The following is a 13,999-nucleotide window of genomic DNA, read 5'->3' on the forward strand; positions in this document are numbered from 1 at the left end:
GATGCACGACTATCGAAAGCGCTAGCGGATGCGCTAGCGCAATTCAGAACTGGGTCACGCTACGCCGGACGGGTTCGACGGCAGCTTGGCCGCGGCGTCCTCGTCGAGCAGCCACAGCGTGGTGTCCAGTCCGACCGCCCCGGCGGCCGGCACCGAGACCGGTGCGGCGCCACCGATGGCGGCGGCCACCGCGTCGGCCTTGCCGCCGCCGGTCACCAGCAGCCACACCTCACGAGACCGCGCAATGGCGGGCAGCGTCAAGGTGATTCGTTGCGGCGGCGGCTTGGGGGAGTCGTCGACCGACACCACCATGCGGGTGGTTTCGAGCACGGCCGGGGTGTCGGGGAACAGCGAGTTGATGTGGCCCTCGGGTCCCATGCCCAGCAGGTGCACATCGAAATTCGGAACCGGCTCGCCGGGCGCGGCGTTGGCGGCCAGCAGCTGCTCGTAGGCCAGCGCCGCCGCGGCGAGGTCGCTGCCGAACTCGCCATCGCTGGCCGGCATCGGGTGCACCTGGCTGGACGGGATGTCGACGTGCGACAGCAACGCGGCCCGGGCCTGCTTGTCGTTGCGTTCGTCGTCGTCCTCGGGGACATAGCGTTCGTCGCCCCAGAACAGATGCACCTTCGACCAGTCGATCTCGCGTCCCTTCAACGACTGCAACAGCCCGATGCCGTTGCCGCCGCCGGTCAGCACGATGAGCGCTCGGCCCCGCGCCGCCACGGCGTTCGCGATGGTGTCGGTCAGCCGCGTCGCGGCGGCGTCGACCATGGTCTGGCTATCCGGGAAAACTTCGACGTTGGTGCTCACACGTATTGCACTTTCTCAATGCCTTCGAGCGCTGATTGGTAGATCTCGTCGGGATCCAGTCGGCGCAGGTCCTCGGCGAGGCACTCACCGGTTTCCCTGCGCGCCAAGGGGAGTAGGGCGTCCGGCCGGGCCGTCCGGCTCAACGTGGCCGTCCTTCCTTCCTGCGGGCGGCTCAAGATGATGGTCTCGCTCTTGCGCACCAGTTCGATCTTGAGCTCGCCGACCGCCCGGCGCACCGGGCCGTCGATCCGGCTGGCCAGCCACCCCGCCAGGACGTCCAGGGCGGGCTCGGTTGCCAGCCCGGACACCAGCGCCGACTCGATCGGTTCGTGCGGCGTCAGGTCGACGGCGGAGGTGAGCAGCGCGCGCCAATAGGTGATGCGCGCCCAGGCGAGGTCGGTGTCGCCCGCGGTGTATCCGGGCAGCCGGCTCTTGATGGCCGCCAACGGGTCGACCCCATTCGTCGCGTCGGTGATGCGCCGAATCGCCAACCGGCCCAACGGATCTTGTGCGGGGACCGCCGGCGCGACGTCGGGCCACCAGGCCACCACCGGGATGTCGGGCAGCAGGAACGGGGTGACCACGCTGGCCGCGTGGCCGGACAACGCCCCGGACAGCCGCAGCACCACCACTTCGCTGGCCCCGGTGTCCCCGCCTGCGCGCAGCTGCGCGTCCAGGCGCGGTTTGTCCGCATACGGATTGCCCCGCATCGTCACGATGATGCGGCTGGGGTGTTCGTGGCTGGCGTCGTTGGCCGCTTGCAGCGACTCCTCGAGGATCTCTTCGCTATCCGGCGCGATGATCAGGGTCAGCACCCGGCCCATCGCGACGGCGCCCACCCTTTCGCGCAGTTCGTCGAGCTTCTTGTTGACGGCCGTGGTGGTGGCGTCCGGCATATCGATGATCACGGGCGCCGCCATTCCCGGCCGGTACGGCGCAGCATCTCGAAGGCGGAGTCCGGGCCCCAGGTGCCCGAATCGTACGGTTCGGGTTTGCCGCCGGACGCCCAGTTATTGAGCACGGGATCGAGTATGTCCCAAGCCAATTCGACCTCTTCGTTGACCGGGAACAGGGACGGCTCGCCCAGCAGCACGTCAAGGATCAGCTGCTCATAGGCTTCCGGGGATTCCTCGGCAAACGCCGAGCCGTAGGAGAAGTCCATGTTGACGTCGCGGACTTCCATCGCCGTGCCGGGCACCTTGGAGCCGAACCGCAGCGTGACGCCTTCGTCGGGCTGCACCCGGATCACCATGGCGTTGGTGCCCAGCTCGTCGGTCATGGTCGCGTCGAACGGCAGGTGTGGCGCCCGCTTGAAGATCAGGGCGATCTCGGTCACCCTGCGGCCCAAGCGTTTTCCGGTGCGCAGGTAGAAGGGCACCCCGGCCCAGCGTCGGGTGTCCACCTCGAGCGTGATGGCGGCGAAGGTCTCGGTGGTCGAGTCCTTGGCGAACCCTTCCTCGTCGAGCAGCCCGACGACCTTCTCGCCGCCCTGCCAGCCCGCGGCGTACTGGCCGCGGCTGGTGGTCTCGTCGAGCGGCGCGGCGAGCTGGGTGGCCGAGAGCACCTTGATCTTCTCGGCCTGCAGCGCCGACGGGCTGAAGCTGACCGGTTCCTCCATCGCGGTCAGCGCCAGCAGCTGCATCAGGTGGTTCTGGATGACGTCGCGCGCGGCGCCGATGCCGTCATAGTAGCCGGCCCGGCCGCCCAGACCGATGTCCTCGGCCATGGTGATCTGCACGTGGTCGACGTAGTGCGCGTTCCAGATCGGATCGAACAACTGATTGGCGAACCGCAGCGCCAGGATGTTGCGGACCGTCTCCTTGCCCAGGTAGTGGTCGATCCGGAACACCGCCTCCTCCGGAAAGACCGCGTTGACAGCCTTGTTCAGGGCCTGCGCGCTCTCCAGGTCGTGACCGAACGGCTTCTCGATGACCACCCGGCTCCACCGCTCGCCCTGCGGGCGCGCCAAGCCGGACTTGTGCAACTGCTCGCACACCACCGGGAAGGACTTGGGCGGGATGGCCAGATAGAAGGCGTGATTGCCGCCGGTGCCGCGCGCGGCGTCCAGCTTGTCCAGGGTCTCGGCCAGCCTGCCGAACGCCTCGTCATCGTCGAAAGCGCCCGGCACGAAACGGAATCCCTCGGCCAGTCGATCCCAGTTCTCCTGGCGGAACGGGGTGCGGCAGTGTTCCTTGACGGCCTCGTGCACCACCTTGCCGAAATCCTGTGTGCTCCAATCCCGGCGGGCGAAGCCCACCAGCGAGAAGCTCGGCGGCAGCAGCCCGCGATTGGCCAGGTCGTAGATCGCCGGCATGACCTTCTTGCGGGCCAGGTCGCCGGTGACGCCGAAGATCACCATCCCGCACGGCCCCGCGATGCGCGGGAGCCGCTTATCGCGCTTGTCCCGTAATGGGTTCTGCCATTGTTGCGCGGTACGGGCTGGGCTCATTTGGAGGTGGAACCCAGCTGCTTCTGCGTTTCTTCCAGCAGCTCGGTCCACGAATCCACGAACTTCTCCACGCCCTCGTCCTCCAGCACTTTGAAAACGTCGGTGAGGTCGATGCCGACGCCCGAAAGCTTGTCGAACACCTCCTGCGCGGCGTCGGCGGTGCCGGTGACCGTGTCACCCTTGATCTCGCCGTGTTCGGCGACCGCGTCAATCGTCTTCTCCGGCATGGTGTTCACCGTGTTCGGCGCCACCAGCTCGGTCACGTAGAGGGTGTCGGAGTAGTCGGGGTTCTTGACGCCCGTCGACGCCCACAGCGGACGCTGCACCCGGGCCCCGTCGGCCTTGAGCGCCTCAAAGCGATCGCCCCCCTCGAACACCTCCTGGTATGCGGCGTACGCCAGGCGGGCGTTGGCCACACCGGCCTGTCCCGCCAGGGCCTTCGCGTCGTCCGAGCCGATCTTCTCCAACCGCTTGTCCACCTCGGTGTCCACCCTCGACACGAAGAACGAAGCGACGGAATGGATCTTGGACAGGTCGTGTCCCGCCTCGCGGGCCTTCTCCAGGCCGGCCAGGTAGGCGTCCATCACCTGGCGGTGCCGTTCGACGGAGAAGATCAGCGTGACGTTGACCGAAATCCCTTCGGCCAGAACGGCGGTGATGGCCGGGATGCCGGCCTTGGTGGCCGGGATCTTGATGAACAGGTTCGGGCGGTCGACGATCTTCCACAGCTCGACGGCCTGCGCGATGGTCTTGTCGGTCTCGGCCGCCAGCCGCGGGTCGACCTCGATGGACACCCGGCCGTCCACGCCGTCGGACGCCTCCCACTCACGCTTCAAGACATCGCAGCCGTTGCGAACGTCGTCGGTGGTGACCGTACGGATCGTCGCATCGACATCGGCGCCGCGCTCGGCCAGCTCGGCGATCTGACCTTCGTAGGCGTCGCCCTCCGCCAACGCTTTCTGGAAGATCGACGGGTTGGTGGTCACGCCGACGACGCTCTTGGTGTCGATCAGCTCCTGCAGGTTGCCCGACTGCAGCCGCTGACGCGACAGGTCGTCAAGCCACACGGATACGCCGGCGGCGGACAGCGCCGCCAGATTCGGGTTCTGAGCGGTCATGTGAATTACCCTTTCCTCAGTTATCCACTACTTCTTCCGCGGCGGCCGCGACGGCTTCGGGGGTGAAGCCGAACTCACGGAATATGGTTTTGTAGTCGGCGGATTCGCCGTAGTGCTCGATCGAGACGATCTTGCCGGTGTCGCCGACCAGCTTGTGCCAGCTCTGCGCGACGCCGGCCTCGACGGCCACCCTGGCCGACACGGTCGGCGGCAGCACGCTGTCGCGGTAGTCGTCCGGCTGGGATTCGAACCACTCGACGCACGGCATGGAGACCACCCGCGCCACGATGTCCTTGTCCGCCAACAACTTCTGCGCCTCGACCGCGAGCTGGACCTCCGAGCCGGTGGCGATCAGCACCACGTCGGGGTCTTGGCCGGCTTCCTCGCCGTCCGAGCCCAGGATGTAGCCGCCCCGGGCGACGCCGTCGGCGTTGGTGCCCTCGAGGATCGGCACATTCTGGCGGGTCAGCATCAGGCCGACGGGGCCGCTGCCGTTGCCGCGGGCCAGGACGGTTCGCCAGGCATAGGCCGTCTCGTTCGCGTCGGCCGGGCGCACCACCGACAGGTTCGGGATGGCCCGAAGCGCCGCGAGGTGCTCGATCGGCTGGTGCGTCGGGCCGTCCTCGCCGAGACCGACGGAGTCGTGGGTCCAGACGTAGATGGTGTCGATGTCCATCAGCGAGGCCAACCGCACCGCCGGCCGCATGTAGTCGGAGAACTGCAGGAACGTGCCCCCGTAGGCGCGGGTGGGGCCGTGCAGCACGATGCCGGACAGGATGGCGCCCATCGCGTGCTCGCGCACACCGAAGTGCAGCGTGCGACCGTACCAGTGCGCCGTGTAGTCCTTGGTCGAAATAGACGGCGGCCCAAAGGAATCGGCGCCCTTGATGGTGGTGTTGTTGCTGCCCGCCAGGTCGGCCGAACCGCCCCACAGCTCCGGCAGCTTCGGCCCGACCGCGTTGAGCACCTCGTTGGATGCCTTGCGGGTCGCGATCGGGTCGGAGCCGGGGTCCCAGTGCGGCAGGTCGGCGTCCCAGCCATCGGGCAGCTCCTCGGCGGTCAACCGGTCCAGCAGCGCCTTTCGTTCGGGTTGGCCCTGCGCCCAGGCGTCGAAATCCGCCTGCCATTTCTCGTGCGCTTCCTTGCCGCGGTCCACCAGCTTGCGGGTGTGGGCGATCACCTCGTCGCGCACCTCGAACTTCTTGTCCGGGTCGAAGCCGAGGATCTCCTTGACGGCGGCGACTTCCTCGTCGCCCAGGGCGGCGCCGTGCGCCTTGCCGGTGTTCATCAGCTTGGGCGCGGGATAGCCGATGATGGTGCGCAGCGAGATGAACGACGGCCGGTCGGTGGCCGCCTTGGCGTTGGCGATGGCCTCCTCGATCGCGACGACGTTCTCGCCGCCCTCGATCTCCTGCACGTGCCAGCCGTAGGCCCGATACCGCGCGGCGGTGTCCTCGCACAGCGCGATGTTCGTGTCGTCCTCGATCGAAATCTCGTTGTGGTCGTAGAAGACGATGAGGTTGCCCAGCTGCTGCACGGCCGCCAGCGATGAGGCCTCGGAGGTGACGCCCTCTTCGATGTCGCCGTCGGAGGCGATCACATAGATGAAATGGTCGAACGGGCTGGTGCCCGGGGCGGCGTCGGGATCGAACAGGCCGCGCTCGTAGCGGGCCGCCATCGCCATGCCCACCGCCGAAGCCAGGCCCTGCCCGAGCGGGCCGGTGGTGATCTCAACGCCCTTGGTGTGCCGGAACTCCGGGTGCCCGGGGGTCTTGGAGCCCCAGGTGCGCAGCGACTCGATGTCGGAGAGCTCCAGGCCGAAACCACCCAGGTACAGCTGCAGGTACAGCGTCAGGCTGCTGTGCCCGCAGGACAGGACGAACCGGTCGCGGCCCAACCAGTGGGTGTCGCTGGGGTCGTGGCGCATCGCGCGCTGAAACAAGGTGTACGCCAGGGGCGCAAGGCTCATCGCCGTCCCGGGATGGCCATTGCCGACCTTTTGAACCGCGTCCGCGGCCAGCACCCGGATGGTGTCGACGGCGGCCGAGTCGAGTTCCGACCAGCCGTCGGGGAGGTGCGGTTGGGTCAGCGTAGAGATCTCTTCGAGTGTCGTCACAGACATTGTCCTTGGGTCATCGAGCTGATCAATCCCACCCTAGTGCGGGAGGGCCGGCTCTTGCAGTGCAGGATTCGGGTACCCACGACCGGCAGGTGTGAAAATTACGCGCCCGTCGAAACCGCTTAACATTCAGTTCGGGAATCTGGGAAAAAACTGCGGGAACGGACCCGCGGGCGGGCCATCGCCGCAACGCGGTCTACCATCGTGTGTAGTAGATGCTGCGCGCCGCTGCGACCCCAAGGAGTAATTGCGTGAGCGTTCGCGGGCGCGTCGCGCCGAGCCGATTGCCAAGCCGAATACAAGGCACGGTGTTGGCATACCTGGCGCTGACCAAGCCGCGGGTCATTGAACTGCTGCTCGTCACAGCCATCCCGGCGATGCTGCTGGCCCAGCGCGGCACAGTGAACCCGCTGCTGATCGTCAACACCCTGATCGGCGGGATGCTGGCCGCCGGCGGCGCGAACACCCTCAACTGCGTGGCCGACGCGGACATCGACAAGGTGATGAAGCGCACTGCGCGGCGGCCGCTGGCCCGGGCGGCGGTGCCCACGCGCAACGCCCTGGTGCTCGGACTGGTGCTGACGGTGGCCTCGTTCGTCTGGCTGTGGTGGACGACGAACCTGCTGTCCGGGCTGTTGGCCCTGGCGACGATCGCGTTCTACGTGTTCGTCTACACGCTGCTGCTCAAGCGCCGCACCTCGCAGAACGTGGTGTGGGGCGGCGCGGCCGGCTGCATGCCGGTGATGATCGGCTGGTCGGCCGTCACCGGCACCATTCAGTGGCCCGCGCTGGTGATGTTCGCCATCATCTTCTTCTGGACGCCGCCGCACACCTGGGCGCTGGCGATGCGCTACAAGGACGACTACAAGGCGGCGGGCGTGCCGATGCTGCCGGCCGTGGCGACCGAGCGTCAGGTGACCAAGCAGATCTTGATCTACACCTGGCTGACGGTGCTGGCCACGCTGGCACTGGCGCTGGCGACGGGGTGGCTGTACGCGGCCGTCGCCGTGGTCGCCGGGGTCTGGTTCCTGGCGATGGCCCACCAGCTCTACGCCGGGGTCCGCGCCGGCGAGCCGGTGAAGCCGCTGCGGTTGTTCCTGCAGTCGAACAACTATCTGGCCGTGGTGTTCTGCGCATTGGCCGTGGATTCGGCCATCGGGCTGCCGCACCTGTTCTGACCTTCGACCACACGAGCCCCGCGGGTCCCTCCGACGGGTGGGATGGTCTTTGCCCGCCTCTTAGCGACAATGGTCGCTTTGGTGTCATTGTCGCTGCGAGGCGGGCAAAAGTCGGTGCTTCCGAGCCGGGGGCGGGCGGGGCTCCTGTGACAAGGCCGGTTCAGGGCAGCAGCACGATCGAGCCGGCCGTCTTGCGGCCCTGCAGATCCTGGTGGGCGCGGGTCGCCTCGGCCAGCGGGTAGCGCCCGCCTACCTCGACGGTGATGTCGCCGCCGGCGATCGCGGCGAACAATTCCTCTGCCCGCCAACTGAATTCCTGGCCGGTGCGCACGAAATGCGCCAGCGACGGGCGGGTCAAGAACACCGAGCCGGCGGCGTTGAGGCGTTGCGGGTCGAACGGCGGAACGGGCCCGCTGGCCGCGCCGAACAGCGCCAGCGTGCCCCGGATGGCCAGGCTGGCCAGGCTGGCGTCGAAGGTGGTCGCGCCCACGCCGTCGTACACCACGGCCACGCCGGCGCCGTCGGTCAACGAGCGGATCCGCTCGCCGAACGCCGCGGGATCGTCGGGGTAGGGGAGCACTTCGTCGGCGCCCGCCTGGCGGGACAGCCGCTCCTTCTCCGGAGTCGAGACCGTGGTGATCACCCGCACACCGAGCAGGTGGGCCCACTGAGTCAGGATCAGGCCGACGCCGCCCGCGCCGGCGTGCACCAGCACCGTGTCGCCTGCCTGCACCGGATACACCGACTTCAGCAGGTAATGGGCGGTCAACCCCTTCAGCAGCGACGAGGCCGCCACGTCGGCCGTCACGCCGTCGGGCAACTCAGCCGTCAAATGTGCTGGGGCAGTGGCATATTCGGCATATCCGCCGGACGCCGCGGCGCTGACCACGCGGTCGCCGACGCGCAACCCGTCGACGCCGTCGCCGAGGGATTCGATGGTGCCGGCCAGTTCCGAGCCGAGGACGAACGGCAACTCCCGCGGGTACTGCCCGGAGCGGAAGTAGGTGTCGATGTAGTTGACGCCGATGGCCTCGGCCTTGATCAGCACCTCGCCCGGCCCGGGCGTGGGCGTGGTCGTGTCGACGTAGCGCAGCACCTCGGGGCCGCCGGTCTCGCTGATCTCGATCGCGTGCATCTGCTTATCATGCCCGGGCATGAAACTCGCTCGCCCGGACGTCTTCCATCCCCGCATCGTGCTGGCGGGGGCGGGCGACGGCGCGGGCGCGACGGCCGACGACGCCGGTCTGGTGGGCGCGCTGCGGCGGCGGGGCCTGCACGCGCGTTGGCTGTCCTGGGACGATCCGGGCACCGCCGGCGCGGACCTGGTGATACTGCGGGCCGTCGCGCGCGCCCCGGATCGGCGCGACGAATTCCTGGCCTGGACCGGGCGGGTGCGCCACCTGCTCAACCCGCCCGGCGCGGTGGCTTGGAACCTCGATGAGCGGTATTTGCGCGACCTCGAGCGCGACGGGGTGCCGACGACCGATCCGGACACACCGCCCGACGCGTCGTTGATCTTCCTGGGCGGCGAGCGGTCGCACGCCTGGCCGGTCGAGCCGGAATTCGAGTCGTGGGACCTCGGCCACGCCGCGCTCGCCGCGGCCGCCAAGCACTCCGGCGTCGCCGCCCGGGAGCTGCTCTGCGCGCGGGTCGAGGTGGCCGGCGAACGGCTGGTCGGGCTCGACCTGGTCGCGCCGTCGCTGGGCTGGCGCCGGCTGGACACCGCGGCCCGCGACCTCGCGCAGCACCGCTTCGCCCTGGCGGTGGAGTCAGCCTGCGAGCGGCTCGGGCTCGGCCCGCTCTCGCATCGACGCCCATAGCGCCGCGGTGGCCGCCGTGCACGCCGCGGCCCCGGCCACGTGCAGGGCGACCAGCACGGCGGGAACCCCGGTGTAGTACTGCGCTATGCCGACGCCCGCTTGCGCGAACACCAGCACCAGCAGCACCGCGAGCCGCAGCAGCACGGGACGGGCGGCGCGCACCGCCAGCAGCCCGAAGCCCAGGCCCACCAGCAGCGCGAAGTAGGCGATCAGTAGCGACGAGTGCATGTGCACGAGGGTGTCGACCTCGACCTTCAGCCGCGGCACCGTCCGGGTGGGGCTGCGATCGCCCGCGTGCGGGCCCGCGGCCGTCACCAGCGTGCCGGTGACCAGCACCGCGGCCAGGTCCAGGCCGGACAGCGCGGTCAGCGCGGTCAGCGGCCTGACCACTCGCCGGCGAGCCACTCCGTCGTCGGGCTCGCCGACCTTCACGTAGAGCAGCACCGACAGCCACACCATCGTCATCGACGTCAGCAGGTGGATGGCCACCGTCCACCACAGCAGCCCGGTGCGCACGGTGATGCCGCCGATCACCGCCTGCACGACGGTGGACACCGGCATCAGCCAGGCATAGACGAGCACCTCGCGGCGCCGCCGGGCCCGGGTCACGGCCAGCACGGCCAGCGCCGCGGTGATGACCACCGCGAAGGTGACCATTCGATTGCCGAATTCGACGGCCTGGTGGATGCGCGGCACCTCGGCGTGGGCCACCGGAACGAAGCTGCCCGGAAAGCACTGCGGCCAGGTGGGGCAACCCAGCCCCGAGGCGGTGACGCGCACGATCGCGCCGGTGATGGCGATGCCGCCCTGGGTGAGGATGACGGCCGCGGCGATCAGGCGCTGCACGCCCACGCTGGGGTTGGGCAGCAGGTCCACCACGCGCAACAGCATCCGTCCAACCACGGGCCCGATCCTAAGGCACCTAAAACTACGGGCTGTAGTAAGACCGTCAGGTGAAGCGGAACCAGCGCAGCGCGCTCAGCGCGCCGACCGCGCCCCACGCCACCAGGACGATCACGCCGAACCAGTCCACCGACATGGTCATCGCCTGCGAGAGCGCCTCGGTGAGCGCGCCGGACGGGGTCAGCCGGGCCGCGAGTTTCACCGCCGCCGGGGTGATCCCGGTTTCCAGGGTCAGCGCGCCCAACCCGGCGAAGACGAACCACAACAGGTTGGCGACCGCCAGCACGATCTCGGCGCGCAGGGTCCCGCCGAGCAGCAACCCCAGCGCCGCGAACACCGCGGTGCCCAGCGCGATGACCGCCGCACCCAGCGTCAGCGCGGTCGGCGTGGGTCGCCAGCCGAGCGCAAAACCGATGGCGCCCAACAGGATTGCCTGCAGGAACACCACCGTGACCACGGCCAGGGACTTGCCTGCGATGATGCCCCACACCGGAAGCGGGGTGGCGCCGAGCCGCTTGAGCGCGCCGTAGCGCCGATCGAAGGCAACCGCGATCGCCTGCCCGGTGAACGCCGTCGAGATCACCGCCAGCGCCATGATGACCGGGGTGAAGGTCGCCGCGCGGTGCGGGCCGAACGAACCGAGCGGCAGCAGCGTGAGCCCGACCAGCAGCGTGATCGGGATGAACATGGTCAGCAGCAGCTGTTCGCCGTTGCGCAGCAACAGCTTGAGCTCCAAACCGAATTGCGCGGCAAGCATTTTCGGCACGGCGCTGGGCCGCGGGTCGGGAGCGAAGGTGCCGGCGGGGAACACGCTCGAATGAATCTCGTTGTCCGTCAAGGCCGTAACTTCCTGCCGGTGAGGTCGAGGAACACATCCTCGAGGCTGCGCTGCTCGACGCGCATGTCGGTGGCGAGCACGTCGATCCGCGCGCACCAGGATGTGACGGTCGCCAGCACCTGGGGGTCGACGTGCCCCTCGACCAGGTACTCGCCCGGCGTCACCTCGGTGGCCTTGTAGTCCTCCGGCAGGGCGGCGGACAGCAACGACAGGTCGAGGCGTGGCGGTGCGCTGAACCGCAACTGGTCCTTGGCCCCGCTGCGCATCAGCTCCGTCGGCGTGCCGGAGGCCACCGTCGCCCCGTGGTCGATGATCACCAGCCGGTCGGCGAGCTCCTCGGCCTCCTTGAGCTGGTGGGTGGTCAGCACCACCGTCACGCCGTCGCGGCGCAGCGCGTCGATCAGTTCCCAGACCAGCAGGCGAGCATGGGCGTCCATGCCCGCGGTCGGCTCGTCGAGGAACACCAGTTCGGGGCGGCCGACCAGCGCACACGCCAGCGCCAGCCGCTGCTGCTGGCCGCCGGAGAGCCGCCGGTAGGTGGTGCGGGCGGCGTCGGTGAGGCCCAGCGTGTCCAGCAGCCAGGCCGGGTCCAGCGGATCGGCGGCGTAGGCGGCCACCAGGTTGAGCATCTCGCCGGCCCGGGCGGCGGGATAACCGCCGCCGCCCTGCAGCATCACCCCGATCCGCGCCCGCAGCCGCGCGTTGTCGGCGATCGGGTCCAGGCCGAGCACCTCGATGGTGCCGGCGTCCGGGCGCACGAAGCCCTCGCACATCTCGACCGTCGTCGTCTTGCCCGCGCCGTTGGGGCCGAGCAGGGCCAGCACCTCGGCGGCGTACACCTCGAGGTCGAGATTGGAGACGGCCTCGATGGCCGTCGCGCCGGATCCGTATTTCTTGGTGACCCCGCGCAGCCGCACCACTGCGTCAGGGGATTCGCGCGATTCTGGAAAGGCCGAGCTCACGTGGAATCAGCGTAGGCGTCATGCGCCGGCGCCGGGCGGGGGGTCGGCGGAGCCGGCGGCGTTGTCGCCGTGTCGTTGACCGGTTCGCCGTTGGATTCGGTGTCCTGCCCGGGCGGGCGGCGCCACGGCAGGCGGGTGTAGGTCAACCCGATGAGCGCGACGACGATGACCGTGCTGGCCAGGGTCGCGTCGATGATCTGGAACAGCGCGAACCGGTCGCCGTTGGCGGTCGGGCCGAAGATCCCGACGACCAGGCTGATCACGATGGCGGCCACCCGGAAGCCGGTCCGCGTCGCCCAGGCGGCCAGCGGGATGATCGCCCACAGCAGGTACCAGGGCTGCACGACGGGGAAGAGCAGCACCGTGATGCCCAGCGCGACGCCGAGCCCGCCGATCGGGTGCAGCCGGCCGCGGAAGACGGCCAGCAGCAGCCAGGCCACCATGACCGTGATGATCAGCACGCCGATCGCACGGGTCAGCCCCAGCACCGCGGTGGTGTGATCGCCCAGGCCCAGCAGGATGCCGACCTGTCCGGTGCCGAGCGCCAGCAGCGTCGGCGGCGACATCCAGCTGCGCACCACGTTGGCGGTGCCCAGCGTGTAGATCCACCCGAATCCGAGGCCGCTGGCCCAGCCCACCAGCGCCATCACCGCCAGCGACAACGCCGCCATGCCGCCGCCCGTCAGCAGCAGGGCGCGCAGGGTGCCGCCGCAGCGATAGGCCAGCGCCATCGTGACGAAGCCCAGCGCCAGCAGCGACGGCAGCTTCACCTGCGACGACAACACGATCAGCACCGACCCGGCGATCAGCATCCCCAGCGGTTCCCAGTCCGGGGCGATGCTGAGTGCCCGGCTCCTCCTCCGGCCACCGGCCGGCATCGTCGCCGGGGCCATCGTCCACGACATGGGCAGCACTCGGGGTGCGTCGATGCCGCGCAACGCGAATTCGGCCCCGGCCAGCATCAGGCCCAGCATCAGCGCCTCGTTGTGCGCCCCGGCCACCAGGTGCATGATCAGCAGCGGGTTGGCCGCCCCCAGCCACAGCGCGCTGACCTCGGCGACGCCGCAGCGCCGGGCCAGCCGCGGTGTCGCCCAGACGATCAGTCCCACCCCCAGCAGCTCCACCAGCCGGTGGCACAGCACGGCGGCGACGATGTTCTCCCCGGTGATCGCGGAGATGCCGCGCCCGATCCATAAGAACAGCGGCCCATAGGGCGCGGGCGTCTCGCGCCACAGCGTCGGCACCGACAGCGTGAAGATGTGGGACAGGCCCAGGCCCGACGCCGGGCCCACCCGGTAGGGGTCCAGACCCTCCAGCGAGATCTGGCTCTGCGCCAGATAGGAGTAGACGTCCTTGCTGTACATCGGCGGGGCGATCAACAGCGGCAACACCCACAGCAGCAGGGTGCGGTCCAGGTCGCCGCGCGACATCCGCCGGTTTCCCAGCGCGAACCGGCCGAGCATCAACCAGGCCAGCGCCATCATGACCGCACCGGTGGTCGTCATGGTCAACGAGACGGTCTGGATGCGCGACGGCAGGTTGAGCAGCCGCACGCCGAACGTGGGGTCCTGCACGACGGGCCGGGCACCGGCGCCGAGCGCGCCGATCGCCATCACCACTGTGCCGGTCGCGCCGAACAGGCGGGTGCGGCGCAGCGCGGTGAGCTCGGTATCGTTCAGCGGCGAACCCACCGCTTGCTCGTCGCCGTGCAGACTGGCGATCGATGAGCTCAGCGTGTGGTGGCGGGCTGCCATCAGAGCAGCGTAGCCGCCGGGCGGGCCGCGTCACTGCGGCGCGGTGGG

12 protein-coding genes are annotated in these 13,999 nt (G+C 69.4%); 2 read left to right on the forward strand and 10 right to left on the reverse strand.

Translation table 11 applies throughout. From position 1 onward, the window contains the following. Positions 1–54: 54 nt before the first annotated feature. The 5 genes from pgl to tkt are packed head-to-tail and all read right to left on the reverse strand — an operon-like array spanning position 55 to position 6,493. Positions 55–810 (reverse strand): 6-phosphogluconolactonase, encoded by a 756-nt coding sequence (gene pgl, locus A5732_RS21205; RefSeq protein WP_076103209.1) that lies wholly within the window; start codon positions 808–810, stop codon positions 55–57. Then, positions 807–1,718, reverse strand: coding sequence for a glucose-6-phosphate dehydrogenase assembly protein OpcA (gene opcA / locus A5732_RS21210; RefSeq protein WP_064950199.1), 912 nt, complete (start codon positions 1,716–1,718; stop codon positions 807–809). Before opcA ends, pgl begins: the two co-directional genes overlap by 4 nt. Beyond that, positions 1,715–3,259 (reverse strand): glucose-6-phosphate dehydrogenase, encoded by a 1,545-nt coding sequence (zwf, locus tag A5732_RS21215; RefSeq protein ID WP_076103210.1) that lies wholly within the window; start codon positions 3,257–3,259, stop codon positions 1,715–1,717. Before zwf ends, opcA begins: the two co-directional genes overlap by 4 nt. After that, positions 3,256–4,377: a transaldolase gene (gene tal / locus A5732_RS21220; RefSeq protein WP_076053153.1), complete on the reverse strand. Its 1,122-nt coding sequence runs from the start codon at positions 4,375–4,377 to the stop codon at positions 3,256–3,258. Before tal ends, zwf begins: the two co-directional genes overlap by 4 nt. A 16-nt stretch (positions 4,378–4,393) precedes the next feature. Beyond that, positions 4,394–6,493, reverse strand: coding sequence for a transketolase (gene tkt, locus A5732_RS21225; protein ID WP_076103211.1), 2,100 nt, complete (start codon positions 6,491–6,493; stop codon positions 4,394–4,396). Positions 6,494–6,747: 254 nt separating this feature from the next. Here tkt and A5732_RS21230 point away from each other — a divergent pair, with 254 nt between their 5' ends. Then, positions 6,748–7,674, forward strand: coding sequence for a heme o synthase (locus tag A5732_RS21230; RefSeq protein WP_065075181.1), 927 nt, complete (start codon positions 6,748–6,750; stop codon positions 7,672–7,674). 160 nt (positions 7,675–7,834) lie between these two features. Here A5732_RS21230 and A5732_RS21235 read toward each other — a convergent pair whose 3' ends face one another. Next, positions 7,835–8,809, reverse strand: a complete 975-nt coding sequence (locus tag A5732_RS21235) for a quinone oxidoreductase family protein (protein ID WP_076103212.1) — start codon at positions 8,807–8,809, stop codon at positions 7,835–7,837. A 19-nt stretch (positions 8,810–8,828) separates the two neighbouring features. Here A5732_RS21235 and A5732_RS21240 point away from each other — a divergent pair, with 19 nt between their 5' ends. After that, positions 8,829–9,494 (forward strand): hypothetical protein, encoded by a 666-nt coding sequence (locus A5732_RS21240; RefSeq protein WP_076103213.1) that lies wholly within the window; start codon positions 8,829–8,831, stop codon positions 9,492–9,494. Here A5732_RS21240 and A5732_RS21245 read toward each other — a convergent pair. The 4 genes from A5732_RS21245 to mptB form a co-directional block, all read right to left on the reverse strand. Then, positions 9,444–10,385, reverse strand: a complete 942-nt coding sequence (locus A5732_RS21245; RefSeq protein WP_076103214.1) for a COX15/CtaA family protein — start codon at positions 10,383–10,385, stop codon at positions 9,444–9,446. The two genes, A5732_RS21240 and A5732_RS21245, sit on opposite strands and share 51 nt — an antisense overlap. Positions 10,386–10,443: 58 nt before the next feature. After that, positions 10,444–11,154, reverse strand: a complete 711-nt coding sequence (locus A5732_RS21250; protein WP_253189099.1) for an ABC transporter permease — start codon at positions 11,152–11,154, stop codon at positions 10,444–10,446. A gap of 77 nt (positions 11,155–11,231) precedes the next feature. Next, positions 11,232–12,197, reverse strand: a complete 966-nt coding sequence (locus A5732_RS21255; RefSeq protein ID WP_076103216.1) for an ABC transporter ATP-binding protein — start codon at positions 12,195–12,197, stop codon at positions 11,232–11,234. Beyond that, positions 12,194–13,951, reverse strand: a complete 1,758-nt coding sequence (gene mptB / locus A5732_RS21260) for a polyprenol phosphomannose-dependent alpha 1,6 mannosyltransferase MptB (RefSeq protein WP_076103217.1) — start codon at positions 13,949–13,951, stop codon at positions 12,194–12,196. The genes A5732_RS21255 and mptB overlap by 4 nt, the downstream gene beginning before the upstream one ends. Positions 13,952–13,999: the final 48 nt, after the last annotated feature.

The organism is Mycobacterium colombiense (assembly GCF_001953985.1).
Classification (GTDB): domain Bacteria; phylum Actinomycetota; class Actinomycetes; order Mycobacteriales; family Mycobacteriaceae; genus Mycobacterium; species Mycobacterium colombiense_B.

Excerpts from the sequence above, each read along its gene's own strand:
- zwf (WP_076103210.1), bottom strand. The coding sequence starts at position 3,259 with ATGAGCCCAGCCCGTACCGCGCAACAATGGCAGAACCCATTACGGGAC.
- tal (WP_076053153.1), bottom strand. The coding sequence starts at position 4,377 with ATGACCGCTCAGAACCCGAATCTGGCGGCGCTGTCCGCCGCCGGCGTA.
- A5732_RS21235 (WP_076103212.1), bottom strand. The coding sequence starts at position 8,809 with ATGCACGCGATCGAGATCAGCGAGACCGGCGGCCCCGAGGTGCTGCGC.
- A5732_RS21240 (WP_076103213.1), top strand. The coding sequence starts at position 8,829 with ATGAAACTCGCTCGCCCGGACGTCTTCCATCCCCGCATCGTGCTGGCG.
- A5732_RS21245 (WP_076103214.1), bottom strand. The coding sequence starts at position 10,385 with ATGCTGTTGCGCGTGGTGGACCTGCTGCCCAACCCCAGCGTGGGCGTG.
- A5732_RS21250 (WP_253189099.1), bottom strand. The coding sequence starts at position 11,154 with ATGCTTGCCGCGCAATTCGGTTTGGAGCTCAAGCTGTTGCTGCGCAAC.
- mptB (WP_076103217.1), bottom strand. The coding sequence starts at position 13,951 with ATGGCAGCCCGCCACCACACGCTGAGCTCATCGATCGCCAGTCTGCAC.